This is a genomic window from Methylobacterium sp. Leaf108 (assembly GCF_001423265.1).
In the GTDB taxonomy this organism is placed as follows: domain Bacteria; phylum Pseudomonadota; class Alphaproteobacteria; order Rhizobiales; family Beijerinckiaceae; genus Methylobacterium.
In genome coordinates, this window is sequence record NZ_LMND01000030.1 from 223112 (window position 1) to 239845 (window position 16734).

Here is a 16734-nt window from a genome sequence, read left to right on the forward strand (position 1 = left end):
TCGTAGCGGGCGTGTGCTGTAGACAGAAATCGTCGTCCGCAGCCGATGGGTCCTGTCGCAGACGATGACGTCTCCATAGGCTCGCGGCTTCAGATCTGGGTCTCGTCGCCGATCCCATTGACGGAGCGTCGGGTCGGCTGGTCCGGATCGTAGGTCCGATCGGCGCCGTTCTTCAGGACCGGCAGATCCTCGGCCGCCCGCTGGACGCGGCGCCGCTCGGCATCGCGCATGACGTCGCCCGACATCCGGTGCAGCAGCCAGCCCACACCGGCGGTGATCAAGAGAACCGGCACCGGGTTCCGGCGGACGGCTGCGAGAACACCGTCGTAGGCGCCGGACAGTGGCGTCTTGCGAGCGTTCCCGAGCATCTCGTCGACGATGCTCGATACGGTGAGCCGACCCTGGATCTTGTCGATGGTCTCGTCGAGGCGAGCGCGGCTCGCTTCGATGTCCTTCTCGAGGTCGTTGAGCGAACCGGTCATCCCGAAACCCTTTCGGACAATGTACGAGCGTCTTCGCGGACCTGCCGGGTCGTGCGCGTCGGAGCGAGGGTGGAGATCGACATCGCGCTGCGGCCCCACAGCGCGAGGCCGATCGCGACGACGAGCAGGACGCCGCCGACGATGAGGGCGGCCAACGCTTCGGAGTTCACCACCGTCGCCAGCCACTTCACGAGGGCGTCGACGAGGACCAGCATGGCCACGACGCCGAAAACGGCGGCGCCGACGAGCATCGCCATTCCGAGGAACAGCGAGCGGATGTTGCTCGTCATCTCGTTCCGGAAGAGAGCGATCTCCTTGCGCGCCAGCTCGTTGGTCTCACGGAGCGCATCGCCGATGAGCCCCTGGATGCTGGATGGATTGCCGTTCGACATGGGCCCGCGACCTCAGGCGCCATAGCCGTCGTAACGATCGCCCTTCGGCGAAACGCTCGACGACTTGATGAAACGCGCGACCATGAAGCCGGTCACGAAGGTCGCGACGGCCACGGCGACCGGCGCCCGGCGAGCGAAGGCCTCGGCGTCGTCGTAGAAGTCGGCGAAGCTCCGCGACTCGATCGATCCGCCGAGCTGCTCCAAGCCCTCGGCGGCACTGTCGAAGAAAGCCTTGATGTTGGGCTTGTCGTCGAACGTCTTGCTCGAGTCGCGCAGACCCTTGGCGAGGTCGTGGACCGACTGGGCGGCGTCGCCCTTGCGCCGATCGACGTAGTCGGTCGCCTGGACCTTGGCGGCTTCCACGAACCCGCGGCCGCGCTCGACGGCGAGGTTGGCAATACCGTCGACGTCGCTGCGCAGGGCCTTGAGATCGGGGGGAGCCGTATTGTCGCCGGACAGGGACTCGTTGGCGTGTTGGCCTGGGGCGTTGATGCCGCTCACGGGTGTCACTCCTTCACTGGCGCGCGCGACGGCCGCAGGGCACGACGGCGTCGCAGGTGCTATGTTGTGGCGGTGTAACATTCCCCGTGGGCGCCGGTTCCTTCTATGGAGCCCGGCGGTTTCCCGCTCGCGCCGGCAGCCGACCGTGAAGCCCGAGAGAGGTGACGCGGGGAAGCCGGTCGGTCCCTGTCGCTCGGGTCGCGATCAGGCTCCGTTCATCGCGCCCAGGGCATGAAAGCCGAGCTTGGCCGGTCAGGACATCGACCCGGTGGACGCTTTTCGGCGGGAGTTGTGTGCCATTCTGCCAAACGATCGGTCCGGCGTCGGCGATGCCTTGACCGACGAAGCTCAAAGGCGCTTGGCTGTAGGCACGGATCACGAGCGGTCTTTGCGCGTTCACGTAAGCATTTCATTGATGGCGAAGCGCGGTGGTCGCGCCGAGCCCTGAGGACCGGAGCCCACATTCGTGGCACGCCTTGTCATCGTATCGAACCGCGTCGCGATCCCCGACGAACAGGGCAAGGCGGTGGCAGCCGGCGGATTGGCCGTCGCCGTCAAGGAGGCTTTCACCGCCTACGAAGGGCTCTGGTTCGGCTGGAGCGGAACCGTCACCGAAAACCCGTCGCCCGAACCGACCCTGATCGACCGCGGCCACATCCAATATGCGGTCGTCGATCTGTCTCCCCAGGATCACCGGGAATATTACAGCGGTTTCGCCAATCGCGCCCTCTGGCCGATCATGCATTACCGGCTTGGTCTCGGGTCTTTTTCGCGCTCGGACTACGCGGGTTATCTCCGGGTCAATCGGATTTTCGCGCGTACCCTGGCCAAATTGATCGAGCCGGATGACATCATCTGGGTGCACGACTACCACATGTTGCCGCTGGCCTCCGAGTTGCGTGGCCTCGGCATCGCCAACCCGATCGGTTACTTCCATCACATCCCATGGCCGGCCGCGGACGTGTTCAACACGCTGCCTGCCAGTGGCGAGCTCCTGCGCGCAATCGCCGATTACGACCTCATCGGCCTGCAGACGGACCCGGACGTCCACAACCTCTCGCGCAACCTCATCGACGAACTGCGGGCGATCCCGCTCGGTGGCGGTTCGCTCATGGTGGAGGGGCGGCGTACCCGCATCCGCAGCTTCCCGATCGGTATCGACGTGGCCGGCTTCAAGGAGGCCGCCGAGAACGCCGGTGCCAACAAGGTCGTGCGCGAGACGTTGTCCGGACTGCGCACCCGCAAGCTCCTGATCGGTGTCGATCGTCTCGATTACTCGAAGGGCGTGCCGGAGCGGATGGAGGCGGTCGACCGCTTCTTTGCTTCGAATCCCGATCAGCGTGGCAACGTCGTCTACATTCAGATCACCCCGAAATCGCGCACCGAGGTCCCGGAGTACGAGGAGCTCAGCCGCGAGGTGAATCAGACGGTCGGCGAGATCAACGGGTCGCTGGGCGAACCGAACTGGACGCCGATCCAGTACGTCACGAAGGCCTATCCGCGCCCGGTCCTCGCCGGGCTCTATCGTGCCGCCCGGGTCGGGCTGGTAACGCCGATGCGCGACGGCATGAACCTGGTGGCCAAGGAGTTCGTCGTCGCCCAAAGTCCCGAAGACCCTGGCGTCCTCGTGCTGTCGAAATTCGCGGGCGCCGCACGGCAGCTGCCGGAAGCTCTGCTCGTGAATCCCTACGACCGATTCGAGGTCGCCGAGGCGATCAGGACCGCGCTGTACATGCCCCGCGGCGAGCGGCTCGAACGCTGGACCCCCATGGTCGAGCGGATGACCCGCGAGGATGTGGATTGGTGGGCGCGCAACTTCATGACCGAGCTCGAGAATTTCCGTACGATCGAGCGTGAACCGCCCCGCGCCGCGGCGGCCGCGGAATAGCCGAAGGGTACCGTCGGACGCCTTTGCTCCGCAGCGGCGGTAGGACTAAGGTCACGCTTCTTTCCTCGGAGCGTGGACAAGTTTCGGCATGATCGGCATCGATGACGGCGTGCCTGCCCCGCTGGGCGCGCATTTCGATGGCCGCGGCGTCAATTTCGCGGTGTTCTCGGAGCACGCCACGGCCGTGGATCTGTGCCTGTTCGAAGCGGGCGAACGCCACGAACACCAGACGATTCGGCTGCCGTGCCGCACCGACGATGTCTGGCACTGCTACCTGCGCGGCGTGTTCCCCGGCCAACTCTACGGCTACCGCGTCCATGGCCCGTGGGACCCGGCGCAGGGCCACAGGTTCAATCCGGCCAAGCTCCTGCTCGATCCCTATGCCCGCGAGATTCGTGGCCGGCTTCGTTGGCACGATGCGCTCTACGGCCACCGCCGCGCATTGCAGCGCGAGGACCAGATCGACCGGCGCGACAGTGCCATCCACATGCCCAAGGCGGTGGTGACGGCCCCCGATATCGCCGCGCAATCACACCTGGTGAGCCGTCGCCCGCTCGCCGAGACGGTGATCTACGAGGCGCACGTCAAGGCGCTGACCCAGCGCCACCCGGCGGTGCCCGAAGCGGAACGCGGCACCTACGCCGCGCTCGCCCATCCGGCCATCATCGAGCATCTGCTCAAGCTGGGCGTCACGGCCATCGAACTCCTGCCGATTCAGTCGTTCGTCGACGATCGTTTCCTCGTGGAGAAAGGCCTGTGCAATTTCTGGGGCTACTCGCCCCTCAACTATTTCGCGCCGGAGCCACGCTACCTCGGTCCGACCGGCATCGGCGGCTTGAAGGCGGCGATCCGCGAGTTGGCGGCGGCCGAGATCGAGGTCTATCTCGACGTCGTCTACAACCATACGGCCGAAGCGGATCGGCTCGGGCCGACATTGTCGTTCCGCGGCATCGACAACGCCAGTTATTACAAGCTCGACCCAGCCGACCGGCGGCGTGACATCGATTGCACCGGGTGCGGCAACACCCTCGACCTCGATCATCCGCGCGTGATGCAACTCGTGCTCGATTCCCTGCGGCACTGGGTGACGGCCTATGGGGTGGCGGGTTTCCGGTTCGATCTCGCGACCTGTCTCGGCCGGACACCGCACGATTTCTCGCGCAAGGCGGCCTTCTTCCAGGCGGTGGCGCAGGACCCGGTGCTGGCGTCCATCAAGATGATCGCCGAGCCCTGGGACATCGGAGCCGGCGGCTACCAGCTCGGCGGCTATCCGAAGGGCTGGAGCGAATGGAACGACCAGTTCCGCGACAGCGTCCGCGGATTCTGGCGCGGCGATCCGGGGATGCTCGCGAAGGTGACGCAGGGGTTGTCGGGCTCTCGCGAGATCTTCGGGCCCTCAGGCCGGGCGCCCCAGGCGAGCATCAACTACGTGGCGAGCCACGACGGCTACACGCTCGCCGATGTCGTCGCCTACGAGGACAAGCACAATCTGGCCAATGGGGAAGACAACCGCGACGGCCACGGCCACAACCTGTCCCGCAACTATGGGGTCGAAGGCGAGACCGAGGATCCGGCCATCCTCGCCCTTCGCCATCGGCAGAAGCGCAATCTTCTCGCGACAATCCTCCTCGCCCAGGGCGTGCCCATGCTGCTGATGGGCGACGAGCGTTCCCGTAGCCAGAAGGGCAACAACAACGCCTACGCCCAGGACAACGAGACCAATTGGGTCGATTGGGAGAATGATCCCGATCCCGGCCTGGCGAGTTTCGTCGCCAATCTCACCCGCCTGCGGCGCGAGCAGCCGGCACTGCGCCGCCGCGCCTTCCTGACAGGCAACCCGATCGACCCCGACGAGGCCCTGCGCGACGTCCACTGGCTGTCGCCGAACGGCGAGGAAATGGATGCTCGCGATTGGGGGGACGACAACCGCCAGACCTTCGGGATGCAGATCGGCAACGACCTTCCGGAAGCCGACCGGTTGCTGGTGCTCGTGAACGCCGCCGAGGCCGCCTGCGACTTCACCCTGGCTCCCGTCGTCGGCGGTCCCTGGGTGGCCATCTTCGACACCACGCGGCCCATCGGTCAGGTTCAGGGCGCCCAGGCCCTGTTCCTGCCGGGCACCCGCATCCGCCTCGACGGACGCTCGCTTCTCGTCCTGCGCGCCCGCCCCGCGGCGGCCTATGGTGCGGGATTCGCCAGGGGATAGCCGAACCGCCGGGTCGGGACGCTCCGTCCCGCCCGGCGGCTTGGGACGGCGTCGCCCTACGCGGGCACGCGTCCGTCCGGCGTGTACTGGTCGATCGCCTTGGGCAGCTCGCGCGACAGCCGCGAGAGCAGCTCCTCCCGCGACAGGCCCGTCTGCTGCGACAGGGTCGCGAGAACGTCGGGACCGATCGCCTGTTCGAGCTGGGGCGGAGCGATCTCGCGGTTCGGGCCCTGCTTGACCCAGGAGTCCGCGGTCTCGCCCTGGCCGGCCTGCCGGAACCGGTCGACGAGTTCGCCGACGCCGCCGCCGAGGAAGCCGCCGGCTCCCGCGCCGGCCCCGGCACCGCCCAGGGCGCCGGCGATGCTGCCGAGAATCCCGCTCAATCCACCCTGCTCGACCGGCTGTCCCGGCTGGCCAGGCTGCCCTTTGCCGAGGCCACCGAGCATTTCGGCGATCTTGTCCCTGTTCTGGAAGCCGGCTACCGCCAGCAGGCCCAGCAATGCCGTCATCGACGGATATCCACGGCTCATCGTTCTCTCCCAGGCGCGAGTGGCGCGAGGTAAGAATCCCGGCCGGGCATGGGTTCCGTGACCGGTCCTGCCTTTGTCGGTTCAGAGCGGCCGGTGTTCGCCCGCCGATCGGCCGGAGGCGGGTCTGCGTCCTCGAAATGCGGTGCAACATTCCGCTGCCCGTGCGGGTTGTCGCGGTGTGGCCACGCCATAGCTCGGATGCGGGAACCAGACCGCGCCGGGCCGCCTTCTCAACCAATCGGTGCTGTGCACGCTCCGGCGCCGGCGTTCGGATGCCACAACCATGATGATCGAGGATGCCGCCTGATGCAGCGTGCCCATACGATGCCCTTCGGCGCGGAGACGACCAAGGATGGGACCCGGTTCGCCCTCTGGGCCCCAACCGCCGAGCGGGTCTCGCTCGTGCTCGACGGGGTCGACCACGACGTACCCGATGTCGGCGGCGGATGGCGCGTCCTGACGGTCCCCGGCATCGGCAGCGGCGCACGCTACGGGTATCGCATCGACGGTGACCTCGTCGTTCCCGATCCGGCTTCGCGTTTCCAGCCCGACGACGTGTCTGGCCTCAGCGAAGTCGTGGATGGACACGCTTATGTCTGGACCGATGCCGCCTGGAAGGGCCGGCCGTGGGAAGAGGTCGTGCTCTACGAACTCCACGTCGGCACCGCGACGCCGGAGGGCACCTACGCCGCCCTTGCCGACAAGCTCGAGGATTTGTGCGATCTCGGCGTCACCGCCATCGAATTGCTGCCACTCGCCGACTTCAAGGGCACCCGCAACTGGGGCTACGACGGTGTGCTGCCCTATGCTCCCGACGCCGCATACGGCACGCCCGACGATCTCAAGCGCCTCGTCGAACGCGCCCACGGCCTCGGGCTGATGGTCTTCCTCGACGTCGTCTACAATCACTTCGGCCCGGCCGGGAACTATCTCAACGTCTACGCCAAGACCTTCTTCACCGAGCGTCACCAGACACCCTGGGGGGCCGGCATCAACGTCGATGGCGAGGACAGTGGCCGCGTCGTGCGCGACTTCTTCTTCCAGAACGCACTCTACTGGCTGGAGGAATACCATTTCGACGGCCTGCGTTTCGATGCGGTCCACGCGATCCTCGACGATTCCGAGACGCATTTCATCGGTGAGCTTGGCGAGACGATCCGGGCCCGCCTGCCCGGCCGGCAGGTCCATCTGGTGCTTGAGAACGAAGCCAACCAGGCACGCTGGCTCGAACGGGGTGCGGACGGGAAGGCCAGGCAGCACGACGCGCAATGGGCCGACGACCTCCACCACTGCTGGCACGTGCTGCTGACGGGCGAGGACGCCGGCTATTACGCCAGCTTCTCCGACAAGCCCGTCGCGCATCTGGCGCGCTGCCTGTCGGAGGGCTTCGCCTATCAAGGCGAGCCGTTCCCGACCCTCGACAACCATCCGCGCGGCGAACCCTCGGCCCATCTGCCGCCCTCGGCCTTCGTCACCTTCCTCCAGAACCACGATCAGGTCGGGAACCGGGCCCTGGGCGAGCGGCTGAGCGCGCTCAGCGACCCGAAGAAGCTCGCGCTGGCACGGGCCGGGCTGCTGCTCGCGCCGCAGATCCCGATGCTGTGGATGGGCGAGGAATGGTCGGCCACCGCCCCGTTCCTGTTCTTCGTCGATTTCGCGCCCGACCACGACCTCAACAAGGCGGTTCGCGAGGGGCGCCGGCGCGAGTTCAAGAGCTTTGCGGCATTCGCCGACGACACCTCCGTGATCCCCGATCCGACCGAGGAGGCGACGTTCCTCGACTCCAAGATCGACTGGGCCGAGCGTGACCGGCCGGGCCACCGCGAGGTCTGGGCCGATACCCGCAATCTCCTGCAGATCCGCCGCCAGTCGGTGGTGCCGCTGACGAAGTCCCGCTATCTCGGGGCGCAGGTCCACCTGCCGCGGCCCGACGTCGTGGATTGCACTTGGCGATACGAGGCCGGCTCTCTGCGCTTCCTTGCCAATCTCGGCACCGACGACTTCGAGACGCCGTCGGACGGCGGTCACATCATCTGGTCCAGCGACGCCGGCGATTCGACGATACTCCTGCCGTCCTGGACCGGCATTTTCCTGACGAAAGCCGCCCAATGAGCGCCGACCTCGAAAAACTCGCCGATCTCGTCGGGGTCGCGAACGGCTACACCGACGCATTCGGGCAGCCCGTCGAGACCAGCCTCGAGACCCGCCGCGGCATGCTCGCCGCCCTCGGGATCGCGGTCGACGACGACGCGGAGATCGCGGCGAGCCTGGAACGGGTGGAAGACCTGCGGTGCGGCCTGATCCCATCGCTGCTGCCGGTCGAGTCGCGGCGCGCGGCCAGCATTCCGCTGCGGGTGTCGTCGGCATCGGGCCATGTCGCCTGGAAGCTCGTCGACGAGCGCGGTCAGGTCCGCGAGGGCCGCGCCGCCCTCGGCGAAGGCGAGGACGCGACCTTCTCGCTCCCGCCCCTTACGCCGGGCTATCACCGCCTCACCGCGTCCCTCGGTGACCGGCGCGGGCAGGCCTGGGTGATCGCGGCGCCCAAGCGCTGCTGGCGCCCGCGGGCCTATGCCGACGAGGGCGCCCGGGATTGGGGGCTGGCCGCCCAGCTCTACGGGCTGCGCTCGCCGGACAACCTCGGCATCGGCTCCTATGCCGATGCGGGACGTGCCGCCCGCGACGCGGGCCTGCGGGGCGCATCGTTCCTCGGCCTCAGCCCGGTCCATGCCTTGTTCGAGTCGGACCGCAGCAAGATTTCGCCCTATTCGCCGTCTTCGCGCCTGTTCCTCGAGACACTGTTCATCGAGCCGGGGACCCTGCCCGGGTTCGCAGGCTCACGCGCCGCGGCACGACTCGCCGAGATGGCGCCGCGGGTCGAGGCGCTGCGCGAGGCGGCCCTCGTCGACCACGCGGGCATCTGGGCCGTGCTGTCGCCCGTCCTTCAGGTGTTGTGGGAGGATTCCCCGGCGCGTCGGGGCCGGGACGCAGACTTCCAGGCCTTTCGCGAGGCCGGCGGCCCCGACCTCGAAGCGCATGGGCGCTTCGAGGCGCTATCGGCCTTCTATCAGGCCCGCGGCGCCCATTGGGTCGGCGATTGGCCGGAGGAGATGCGGTCCGCCGGCTCCGATGCGGTGGCGGCTTTCGCCCGCGAGAACGCGGAATCGGTCAGCTATCACGTCTGGCTGCAGTACCTCGCCGATGTCCAGCTCGGGGCAGCGTCGCAGGCCGCATTGGGGGCGGGGATGAGGCTCGGCCTCTATCGCGATCTCGCCGTCGGCGCGGATCGCGGCGGCTCCGAGGTCTGGTCGCACCCGGATCGGTTCGCCCTGGGCGTGTCGATCGGCGCTCCGCCCGATCTCCTCGCCCCCAAGGGCCAGGATTGGGGCCTGCCGGCCTTCGATCCCCTGGCCATGGAGCGCGATGGCCTTGCCGCGTTCCGCGCCCTGGTGCAGGCCAACATGCGCCATGCCGGTGCGATCCGCATCGACCACGCCTTCCAGCTCGCCCGCCTCTTCCTGATTCCCTCTAACGGCTCGGCCCGCGACGGCGCCTATGTGGCGATGCCCTTCGACCCCATGCTGGCGGTGTTGCGGCTCGAGAGCCACCGCGCCAAGTGCCTCGTCATCGCCGAAGATCTCGGCACCGCGCCTGACGGGTTCTCCGACGCCTTGATGCGTGTCGGCATCCTGAGCTACCGCATCCTCGCGTTCGAGCGCGAGAACGACGGACGCTTCAAGCCGCCGGCCGCCTATCCGCGCGATGCGCTCACCGCCATCACCACCCACGACCTGCCGACCTTCGTCGGCTGGTGGCGCGTGGTCGACACCGACACCCGCCAGGCTCTCGGGCTCTACGATGCCGAGCGGGCCGAGGCCGAGCGCCTCGGCCGCGTCACCGAGCGGGCCAGACTGACGGAGGCCCTGGCGGCAGATCAGCTGTTGCCGAGCTACGATCCGCCCGAGGCGGCTCCCTTCGAGGCCGCCGCTCGCTACCTCGCCCGTGCGCCGTCGATGCTGACGGCGGTGCAATACGAGGACGTGGTCTCCGAACTCAGCCAGGCCAACGTGCCCGGGTCGACGGAGGGCTATCCGAACTGGCGGCGCAAGCTCGACCGCAGCCTCGAGGCCATCGCCGCCCCCGGCGGGCCCCTGGCCAAGCTCGCGGCTTCCCTGTCGGCCGAAGCGCGTGGGCCGCGTTCGGGTGCGGCACGGCTCGCCTCGGCGCCGCCGCGGGCGACCTACCGCTTGCAGTTCCACGAAGGTTTCACCTTCGCGGACGCCGAGCGGATCATTCCGTACCTGGAAAAGCTCGGGATCAGCCACGTCTACGCATCGCCGATCCAGAAGGCGCGGCCCGGCTCGACCCATGGCTACGACATCGCCGATCATGCCACCATCAATCCGGAGCTTGGCGGCGAGGAGGCCTTTGTGCGCTTCTCCGAGACGCTGCACGGGCACGGCCTCAAGCTGCTCCTCGACATCGTGCCCAACCACATGGGCGTCGGCGGCGCCGACAACCCATGGTGGCTGTCGGTGCTTGAATGGGGCGGGCTGTCGCCCTTCGCTCATGCCTTCGACATCGACTGGTCGCGGCTCGGCGCCAACAACAAGCTGGTGGTTCCCTTCCTCGGGGACCGCTACGGCGAGGCCCTGGAGAGCGGCAAGCTCGACCTGAAGTTCGACGCCGCCAAAGGCGCCTTCAGCGTCTGGCACTACGAGCACGCCTTTCCGGTCTGCCCGCTGCAGTATCCCTCAATCCTCAACCGCGCACTGGCTGCCCTGAACGAGGTCGGCGACGCCGCCGCCTTCGAGGTCCTCAGCATCTCCGAGCAGCTGCGCCTGATGGGCGAGGAAACGAGCTACGAGCGCCGGCGCGGTTTCCCGGCCGAGGCGGAAGAGCTCAAGGAGCGCCTGGCGGAGGCGGTGGCGGCGTCCTCCGCCCTCGGTGACGCGATCGAGCGGACCCTGCGGTTGTTCAACGGCGCCGAGGGTTATCCCGACAGCTTCGGCCCCCTCCACAGGTTGCTCGAATTGCAGTCGTACCGTCTCGCCCATTGGCGGGTCGCGGCGAGCGACATCAACTATCGTCGCTTCTTCGACGTGAATTCCCTGGCGGGCCTGCGCGTCGAGAAATCCGACATCTTCCAGCGCTCGCACGAGACCATCTTCCGGCACGTCCGCGAGGGCCGCATCGACGGGCTGCGCATCGACCACATCGACGGCTTGGCCGATCCCCTCGGCTACGCCCGCGCGCTGCAGGCGGCGGTCGGTCCCGGCTTCTACGTGGTGGTGGAGAAGATCCTGGAGCCCGGTGAGAAGCTGCGTCCATGGCCTGTCGCCGGCACCACCGGGTACGACGTGCTCAACCAGCTCGACGGCATCCTCGTCGATCAAGGCCGACGCACGGAGGTGCGCAAGCTCTACGAGGCGAGCACCGGGTTCGACGAGCCCTACAAGTTCATGCTGCGCGCGGCCAAGGCCGAGATCCTCGAGATCAGCTTCGCCAGCGAGCTCGAGGTGATGACCTCCGACCTGAAGCAGATCGCCGACGCCGACCGTCGCACCCGCGACTTTTCGGTGAACGCCATCCGCCGCGCCTTGATCGAGATCATCGCGCGCTTCCCGACCTACCGCAGCTACCTGCCCGGCGACCTCGACGAAAGCGACGTGGAGGACGAGGACATCCGCCTGATCGAGGGTGCTGTGAAGAAGGCCAAGCGCTGGAGCGCCCTGCCGGATCGGTCGGTCCACGACTTCGCGGCGGACGCGCTGCTCGGACGGATCGACACGGCGGCTCCCGGGCGTCCGGACCCGGCGGTGATCCTGCGCTTCCGCCGTCGCTTCCAGCAGCTCACCGGCCCGGTGATGGCCAAAAGCCTGGAAGATACGCTGTTCTATCGTTACGCGGCCCTCCTCGCCCTCAATGAGGTCGGTGGCGATCCGGGCGAGTACGGCCTGTCGGTGGAGCATTTCCACGCGTTGCAGGTGGCGCGCGCCCGCGACTGGCCCAACGCGATGATCACCACGGCGACCCACGATACCAAGCGCGGCGAGGATGCCCGCACCCGACTGCTCGCCCTGTCCGAGATTCCCGAAGAGTGGGCGCAGGCCTGGGCGAGCTGGCAGGAGATCGCCGCTTCGCACCTGACCGTCATCGACGACGAGGCCGTGCCTGACGCCAACGACCAGTGGATGTTCTTCCAGGCGATCCTCGGGGCTTGGCCGCTCGAATTGCTGGAGCGCGACGACGAAGCGGCCATCACCGATTTTCGCGAGCGGCTCGGCGCCTATTCAGAGAAGGCGCTGCGCGAGGGCAAGCGCCGGTCGAGCTGGGTCAACGTCGACGAGGCTTACGAGGGCGCGGTCAAGGCGTTGTTCGCCAAGTTGATCGCACCGGGGTCGGACTTCCTCGACCGGCTGCGTCCGTTCGCGCGCCGACTCGCCCACCTCGGCATGATCGCCAGCCTCGGCCGCACCGTCCTCAAGGCGACCCTGCCTGGCCTTCCCGACACCTACCAGGGCACGGAGAACTGGGATTTTTCCTTCGTAGACCCCGACAATCGCCGCCCGGTGGACTATTCGGCGCTGTCACAGGCCCTCTCCGGCGAGGCGGACGTGGCCTCCCTGCTCGGCACCTGGCCGGATGGACGCGTCAAGCAGGCGACGCTGGCGCGACTTCTCCAGGATCGCGCGGCCCGGCCGTCCTTCTACGCGGACGCCGACTACATCGCGGCCCCCGCCGCCGGTGACATGGCCGGGCACGTCCTCGCCTTCACGCGCTCGGCCAGCACCAGCGGCGAGGGTGATCTGATCGTGGCGGTTCCACGTCTCGTGTCGGGCTTGCCGGGAGATGGCGTGTGGTCGGCGTCGCGCTTTGCCGGGACCGTTCTCCCGGTGCCGGGTGAGAGCCGGTGGACCGACCTCGTCACCGGACGCGACGTGGCGGTCGGTGACGGCCGGCTCGATGTCGCCGATCTCTTCGCGCAACTGCCATACGCCGTCCTTAAACGGACGGGTTGAGACGATCCGAACCCTTCCCCGACGCAAAGGGGGAGGGCGCCTCGCCGCGGGCGGGGCATGAGGGGGACGGCGACCGGGTCCGAGTGATCAGGTTGGCCACCCTCGAACTCTCAGTGCGCGGCCCCCTCTCTCGCAGAGGCCCGAGGGCGCGCGACGACCGATAGGACGAAGACATGAACGCTCCCAATCCCGCAAGGACCTCCGCGCAGCGGGCCGACGCCGGCCTCGTGGCGCTGCCCGCCACCCTGGCGCCCAGGGCCGAGGGGCCGCGGATCTACAACCTTTTCCCGCTCCTGGTGGGGCCCGTGTCCGCCTGGACCGCCGAACTGCCGCGCATCGCCGCGATGGGGTTCGACTGGATCTACCTCAATCCGTTTCACCAGACCGGCGGTTCGCGCAGCCTCTATGCCGTTTCGGACATCGAGCGCCTGGACGAGCGGTTCCGCGACCAGGACGGAACGTCCGACGACGACCAGGTCCGCCGCTTCTGCGCGGCGGCGCAGGAGCTCGGTCTCTCGGTGATGACCGATCTCGTCATCAACCACACCGCCAAGGACGGCCCCCTCGCACGCTCGCGGCCGGATCTGTTCGTCCTCGACGAACACGGGCATCCCGAAAGCCCCTATGCGGTCGATCCCGACGACCCGACGATCCGCACCGTCTGGGGCGACCTCGCCGAATTGAATTATCATTCGGAGGCCGCCGCCCATGAGCTGACCAAGCTCTGGGCCGCCTACATCAACCGCCTGCAGGACCTCGGCGTGAGTGGATTCCGCTGCGACGCCGCCTACAAGGTGCCGCCGGAGGTCTGGCGTGTCCTGATCCAGTCGGCCAAGGCGATCGAGCCGGACTGTTTGTTCGCAGCCGAGACGCTGGGATGTACCTTCGAGGAGGCGCAGGCCACCGCCGGCTCCGGCTTCGACTACCTCTTCAACTCCTTTGCCTGGTGGGATCTCAAGGCGCCGTGGGCGCTGGAGCAATACGAGCGCCTGCGCGTCATCGCGCCCTCGATCGCGTTCCCCGAGAACCACGACATGCCGCGCCTCGCGGCGCAGGCGCCGGGCGACGCCGCGGCGATCGCCCGGCATCTCAAGGCCCGCTACACCCTGGCCGCGTTCTTTTCGGCCGGTGTCTTGATGCCGATCGGCTACGAGTGGGGCTACGCGCGTCCGCTGCACGTGGTCGAGACGACGCCTGAGGCCCGCGAGACCGCCACGGGGGTGGACATCTCGGCCTCCATCGCCGCCATCAATGCGCTGCGGGCCGAGTTGTCCGCCGCCAACGTTGAGGGCGCCCAGGCGCGGATCTCGGCGCCGGACGCGGCGGTGGTCGCGCTGATCCGCTTCGATACCGGCCACGCCGCCTCGGCCCGCCACGCGGTGCTGGTGCTCCACAACCCCACCGACGCGCCGGCCGTTCTGGAGCCCGGACCCCTTCTCGCCCGTACCGGCGGCATGCTCGGTACCTTCGTCGATCGAACGCCCGAGGTGGAGCCGATCGCCTTCCGGGCCGGGGGGGTCGTCACGCTTTCACCGGGCGAAGTCCGTATCCTGGCGGCCGAGCGACCCAAGGTCTCGCGCTGGCCGACACCGACGAACCCGGACGGTCGCGGCCGCGTCGTGATCGAGGCCGTCAGCCCGGAGATCGACGGCGGTCGTTCCGCGGTCAAGCGCGTGGTCGGCGAGCGCGTGGCGGTGGCCGCCGACGTCTTCAGCGACGGCCACGACATCATCGCCGCCGCGATCCTGTCGCGCCCGGCCGGCGAGACCGAATGGCGCCGCGATCCGATGACCTTCGTCGACAACGACAGCTGGGGAGGGTCCTTCCCGCTGGAGCGCAATGCCCGCTACGTCTTCACCATCGAAGCGTGGCGAGACGGCTTCGCCTCGTGGATGCGCGACACCCTCAAGAAGCGCAACGCCGGCGTCGACGTGCGCCTGGAGACCATCGAGGGCGTCGCCATCGTCCAGGATGCGGCGAGCCGCGCCGAGGAGCCCGATGCCGCAGCACTCGAATCCCTGCTCGTGGCTCTCGACCTGGAGCAGGCGGGGTCGGCGGCGCAGCTCGACCTGATCCTGGCGCCCGAGACCGCCGCTCTCGTTCAGCGCAATGCCGAACGCCTGAACCTCTCGCGGTATCCCGTCGAGGTTCCAGTGATCGCCGATCGCCTGGCGGCGCGATTCTCCGCCTGGTACGAGATCTTCCCGCGCTCGCAATCGGGCGACGTCAACCGCCACGGCACCTTCGACGACGTCATCGCGCGTCTGCCGCAGATCCGCGAACTCGGCTTCGACGTGCTGTACTTCACGCCGATCCATCCGATCGGGCGCACCAACCGCAAGGGCAAGAACAACACCCTCAAGGCGCTGCCCGGTGACGTGGGCTCGGTCTATGCCGTGGGTGCGGAGGAGGGCGGCCACGAGGCGGTCCATCCCGACCTCGGGACGCTCGAGGATTTCTCGCGGCTAGTCGCGGCCAGCCATGCCTACGGCATGGAGATCGCGCTCGACTTCGCGATCCAGTGCTCGCCTGACCACCCCTGGATCAAGACCCACCCGGAATGGTTCGAGTGGCGGCCCGACGGCACCCTGAAGTTCGCCGAGAACCCCCCGAAGAAGTACGAGGACATCTCGAACGTGCATTTCTACGGCGGCGCGCTGCCGTCGCTGTGGATCGAATTGCGCGATATCGTCATGGGCTGGGCCGAGCGCGGCGTTCGCATCTTCCGCGTCGACAACCCCCACACCAAGCCGATCCCATTCTGGGAATGGATGATCGCCGAGGTCAACGACCGCTATCCCGACGTCATCTTTCTGGCCGAGGCCTTCACGCGGCCCAAGATGATGAAGAAGCTCGCCAAGGCCGGCTATCAGCAGAGCTACACCTACTTCACCTGGCGCGACACAAAGGCCGACCTCATCGCCTATTCCACGGAACTGGCCGGAGAGATGGGCGAGTACTATCGGCCTAATTTCTTCGCCAATACGCCGGACATCAACCCGATCTATCTCCAGACCAGCGGTCGGGCCGGGTTCGTCGTGCGCGCCACGCTGGCGGCGACACTGTCGTCCGTCTACGGCATCTACAACGGCTTCGAGATGTGCGAGGCCGAGCCCTATCCGGGTAAGGAAGAATATCTGAACTCGGAGAAGTACGAGCTCAAGGCGTGGGATTATCACCGCCCCGGCAACATCCGTGAGCACATCATCAAGCTCAACCGCATCCGTCGCGACAACCCCGCATTGTGGGATTTCCGGAACGTCGTCTTCACGGCTGCGGGCGACGACGAGATCGTGGCCTATGCCAAGACCACGCCGGAAGGCGACAATTGCATCTTCGTGATGGTCAACCTCGATCCGCGCAACCGTCGTGAATGCACCTACGAGGTGCCGCTCTGGCTGCTGGGCCAGCCCGACGACGGCGCGGTCGAGGTGGAGGACCTGTTGCAAGGATACACGTTCCAACTGCGCGGCAAGTCGCACCGCATCGCCCTCGACCCGGCCGAGCGGTCGTGTGTGATCTGGCGCTTGAGGGCACCGCGACGGGTTGCGTGACGGGAATACCCGTGTCAGCGAGGCGAGGCCGTCACGCCGTCGCCAAGATGATGGCGCAAGCCCCCGACGAACCCGGGATCGACGGCTGGCCAATAGGCCGGCCATCGCGTTCCGCACCGAATTTTCCGCCCGGCGCAACCCACCGGCTCATCGAATCCGTAC

At 67.7% G+C, this 16734-nt stretch carries 9 protein-coding genes; 5 read left to right on the top strand and 4 right to left on the bottom strand.

Features of this window, described 5'->3' with window-relative positions:
* Nucleotides 1-89: 89 nt before the first annotated feature.
* Genes ASF39_RS13950 through ASF39_RS13960 form a run of 3 tightly spaced genes read right to left on the bottom strand, consistent with a single transcriptional unit; the run spans nucleotide 90 to nucleotide 1333 of the window.
* Nucleotides 90-482, bottom strand: a complete 393-nt coding sequence (locus tag ASF39_RS13950; RefSeq protein ID WP_055883997.1) for a DUF3618 domain-containing protein — start codon at nucleotides 480-482, stop codon at nucleotides 90-92.
* Nucleotides 479-874, bottom strand: a complete 396-nt coding sequence (locus ASF39_RS13955; RefSeq protein ID WP_055883994.1) for a phage holin family protein — start codon at nucleotides 872-874, stop codon at nucleotides 479-481. The genes ASF39_RS13950 and ASF39_RS13955 overlap by 4 nt, the downstream gene beginning before the upstream one ends.
* Nucleotides 875-886: 12 nt before the next feature.
* The gene (locus tag ASF39_RS13960; RefSeq protein WP_244472419.1) at nucleotides 887-1333 is read right to left on the bottom strand and encodes a hypothetical protein; all 447 of its coding nucleotides are present in this window, start codon (nucleotides 1331-1333) and stop codon (nucleotides 887-889) included.
* Nucleotides 1334-1841: 508 nt separating this feature from the next.
* On the opposite strand from ASF39_RS13960, the gene ASF39_RS13965 reads away from it, so the two are divergent.
* Both ASF39_RS13965 and glgX read left to right on the top strand, forming a co-directional pair.
* Complete coding sequence (locus ASF39_RS13965; RefSeq protein ID WP_055883992.1) at nucleotides 1842-3263, top strand: trehalose-6-phosphate synthase; 1422 nt, start codon at nucleotides 1842-1844, stop codon at nucleotides 3261-3263.
* Nucleotides 3264-3351: 88 nt separating this feature from the next.
* On the top strand, nucleotides 3352-5469 hold the full coding sequence (gene glgX, locus ASF39_RS13970; protein ID WP_056284865.1) for a glycogen debranching protein GlgX: 2118 nt from the start codon (nucleotides 3352-3354) through the stop codon (nucleotides 5467-5469).
* Between the two features lie 56 nt (nucleotides 5470-5525).
* On the opposite strand, the gene ASF39_RS13975 is transcribed toward glgX, so the two are convergent.
* A complete protein-coding gene (locus tag ASF39_RS13975) occupies nucleotides 5526-5999 on the bottom strand; it encodes a YidB family protein (protein WP_056284868.1) in 474 nt (157 codons plus the stop codon).
* 306 nt (nucleotides 6000-6305) lie between these two features.
* Here ASF39_RS13975 and treZ point away from each other — a divergent pair, with 306 nt between their 5' ends.
* The 3 genes from treZ to ASF39_RS13990 all read left to right on the top strand — a co-directional run bounded on the left by treZ (nucleotide 6306) and on the right by ASF39_RS13990 (nucleotide 16572).
* The gene (gene treZ / locus ASF39_RS13980; protein ID WP_056284870.1) at nucleotides 6306-8111 is read left to right on the top strand and encodes a malto-oligosyltrehalose trehalohydrolase; all 1806 of its coding nucleotides are present in this window, start codon (nucleotides 6306-6308) and stop codon (nucleotides 8109-8111) included.
* Nucleotides 8108-13018, top strand: a complete 4911-nt coding sequence (locus ASF39_RS13985; RefSeq protein ID WP_056284873.1) for a malto-oligosyltrehalose synthase — start codon at nucleotides 8108-8110, stop codon at nucleotides 13016-13018. Before treZ ends, ASF39_RS13985 begins: the two co-directional genes overlap by 4 nt.
* A gap of 173 nt (nucleotides 13019-13191) precedes the next feature.
* Nucleotides 13192-16572 (top strand): maltotransferase domain-containing protein, encoded by a 3381-nt coding sequence (locus ASF39_RS13990; RefSeq protein ID WP_056284875.1) that lies wholly within the window; start codon nucleotides 13192-13194, stop codon nucleotides 16570-16572.
* The last annotated feature ends 162 nt before the right edge of the window (nucleotides 16573-16734 follow it).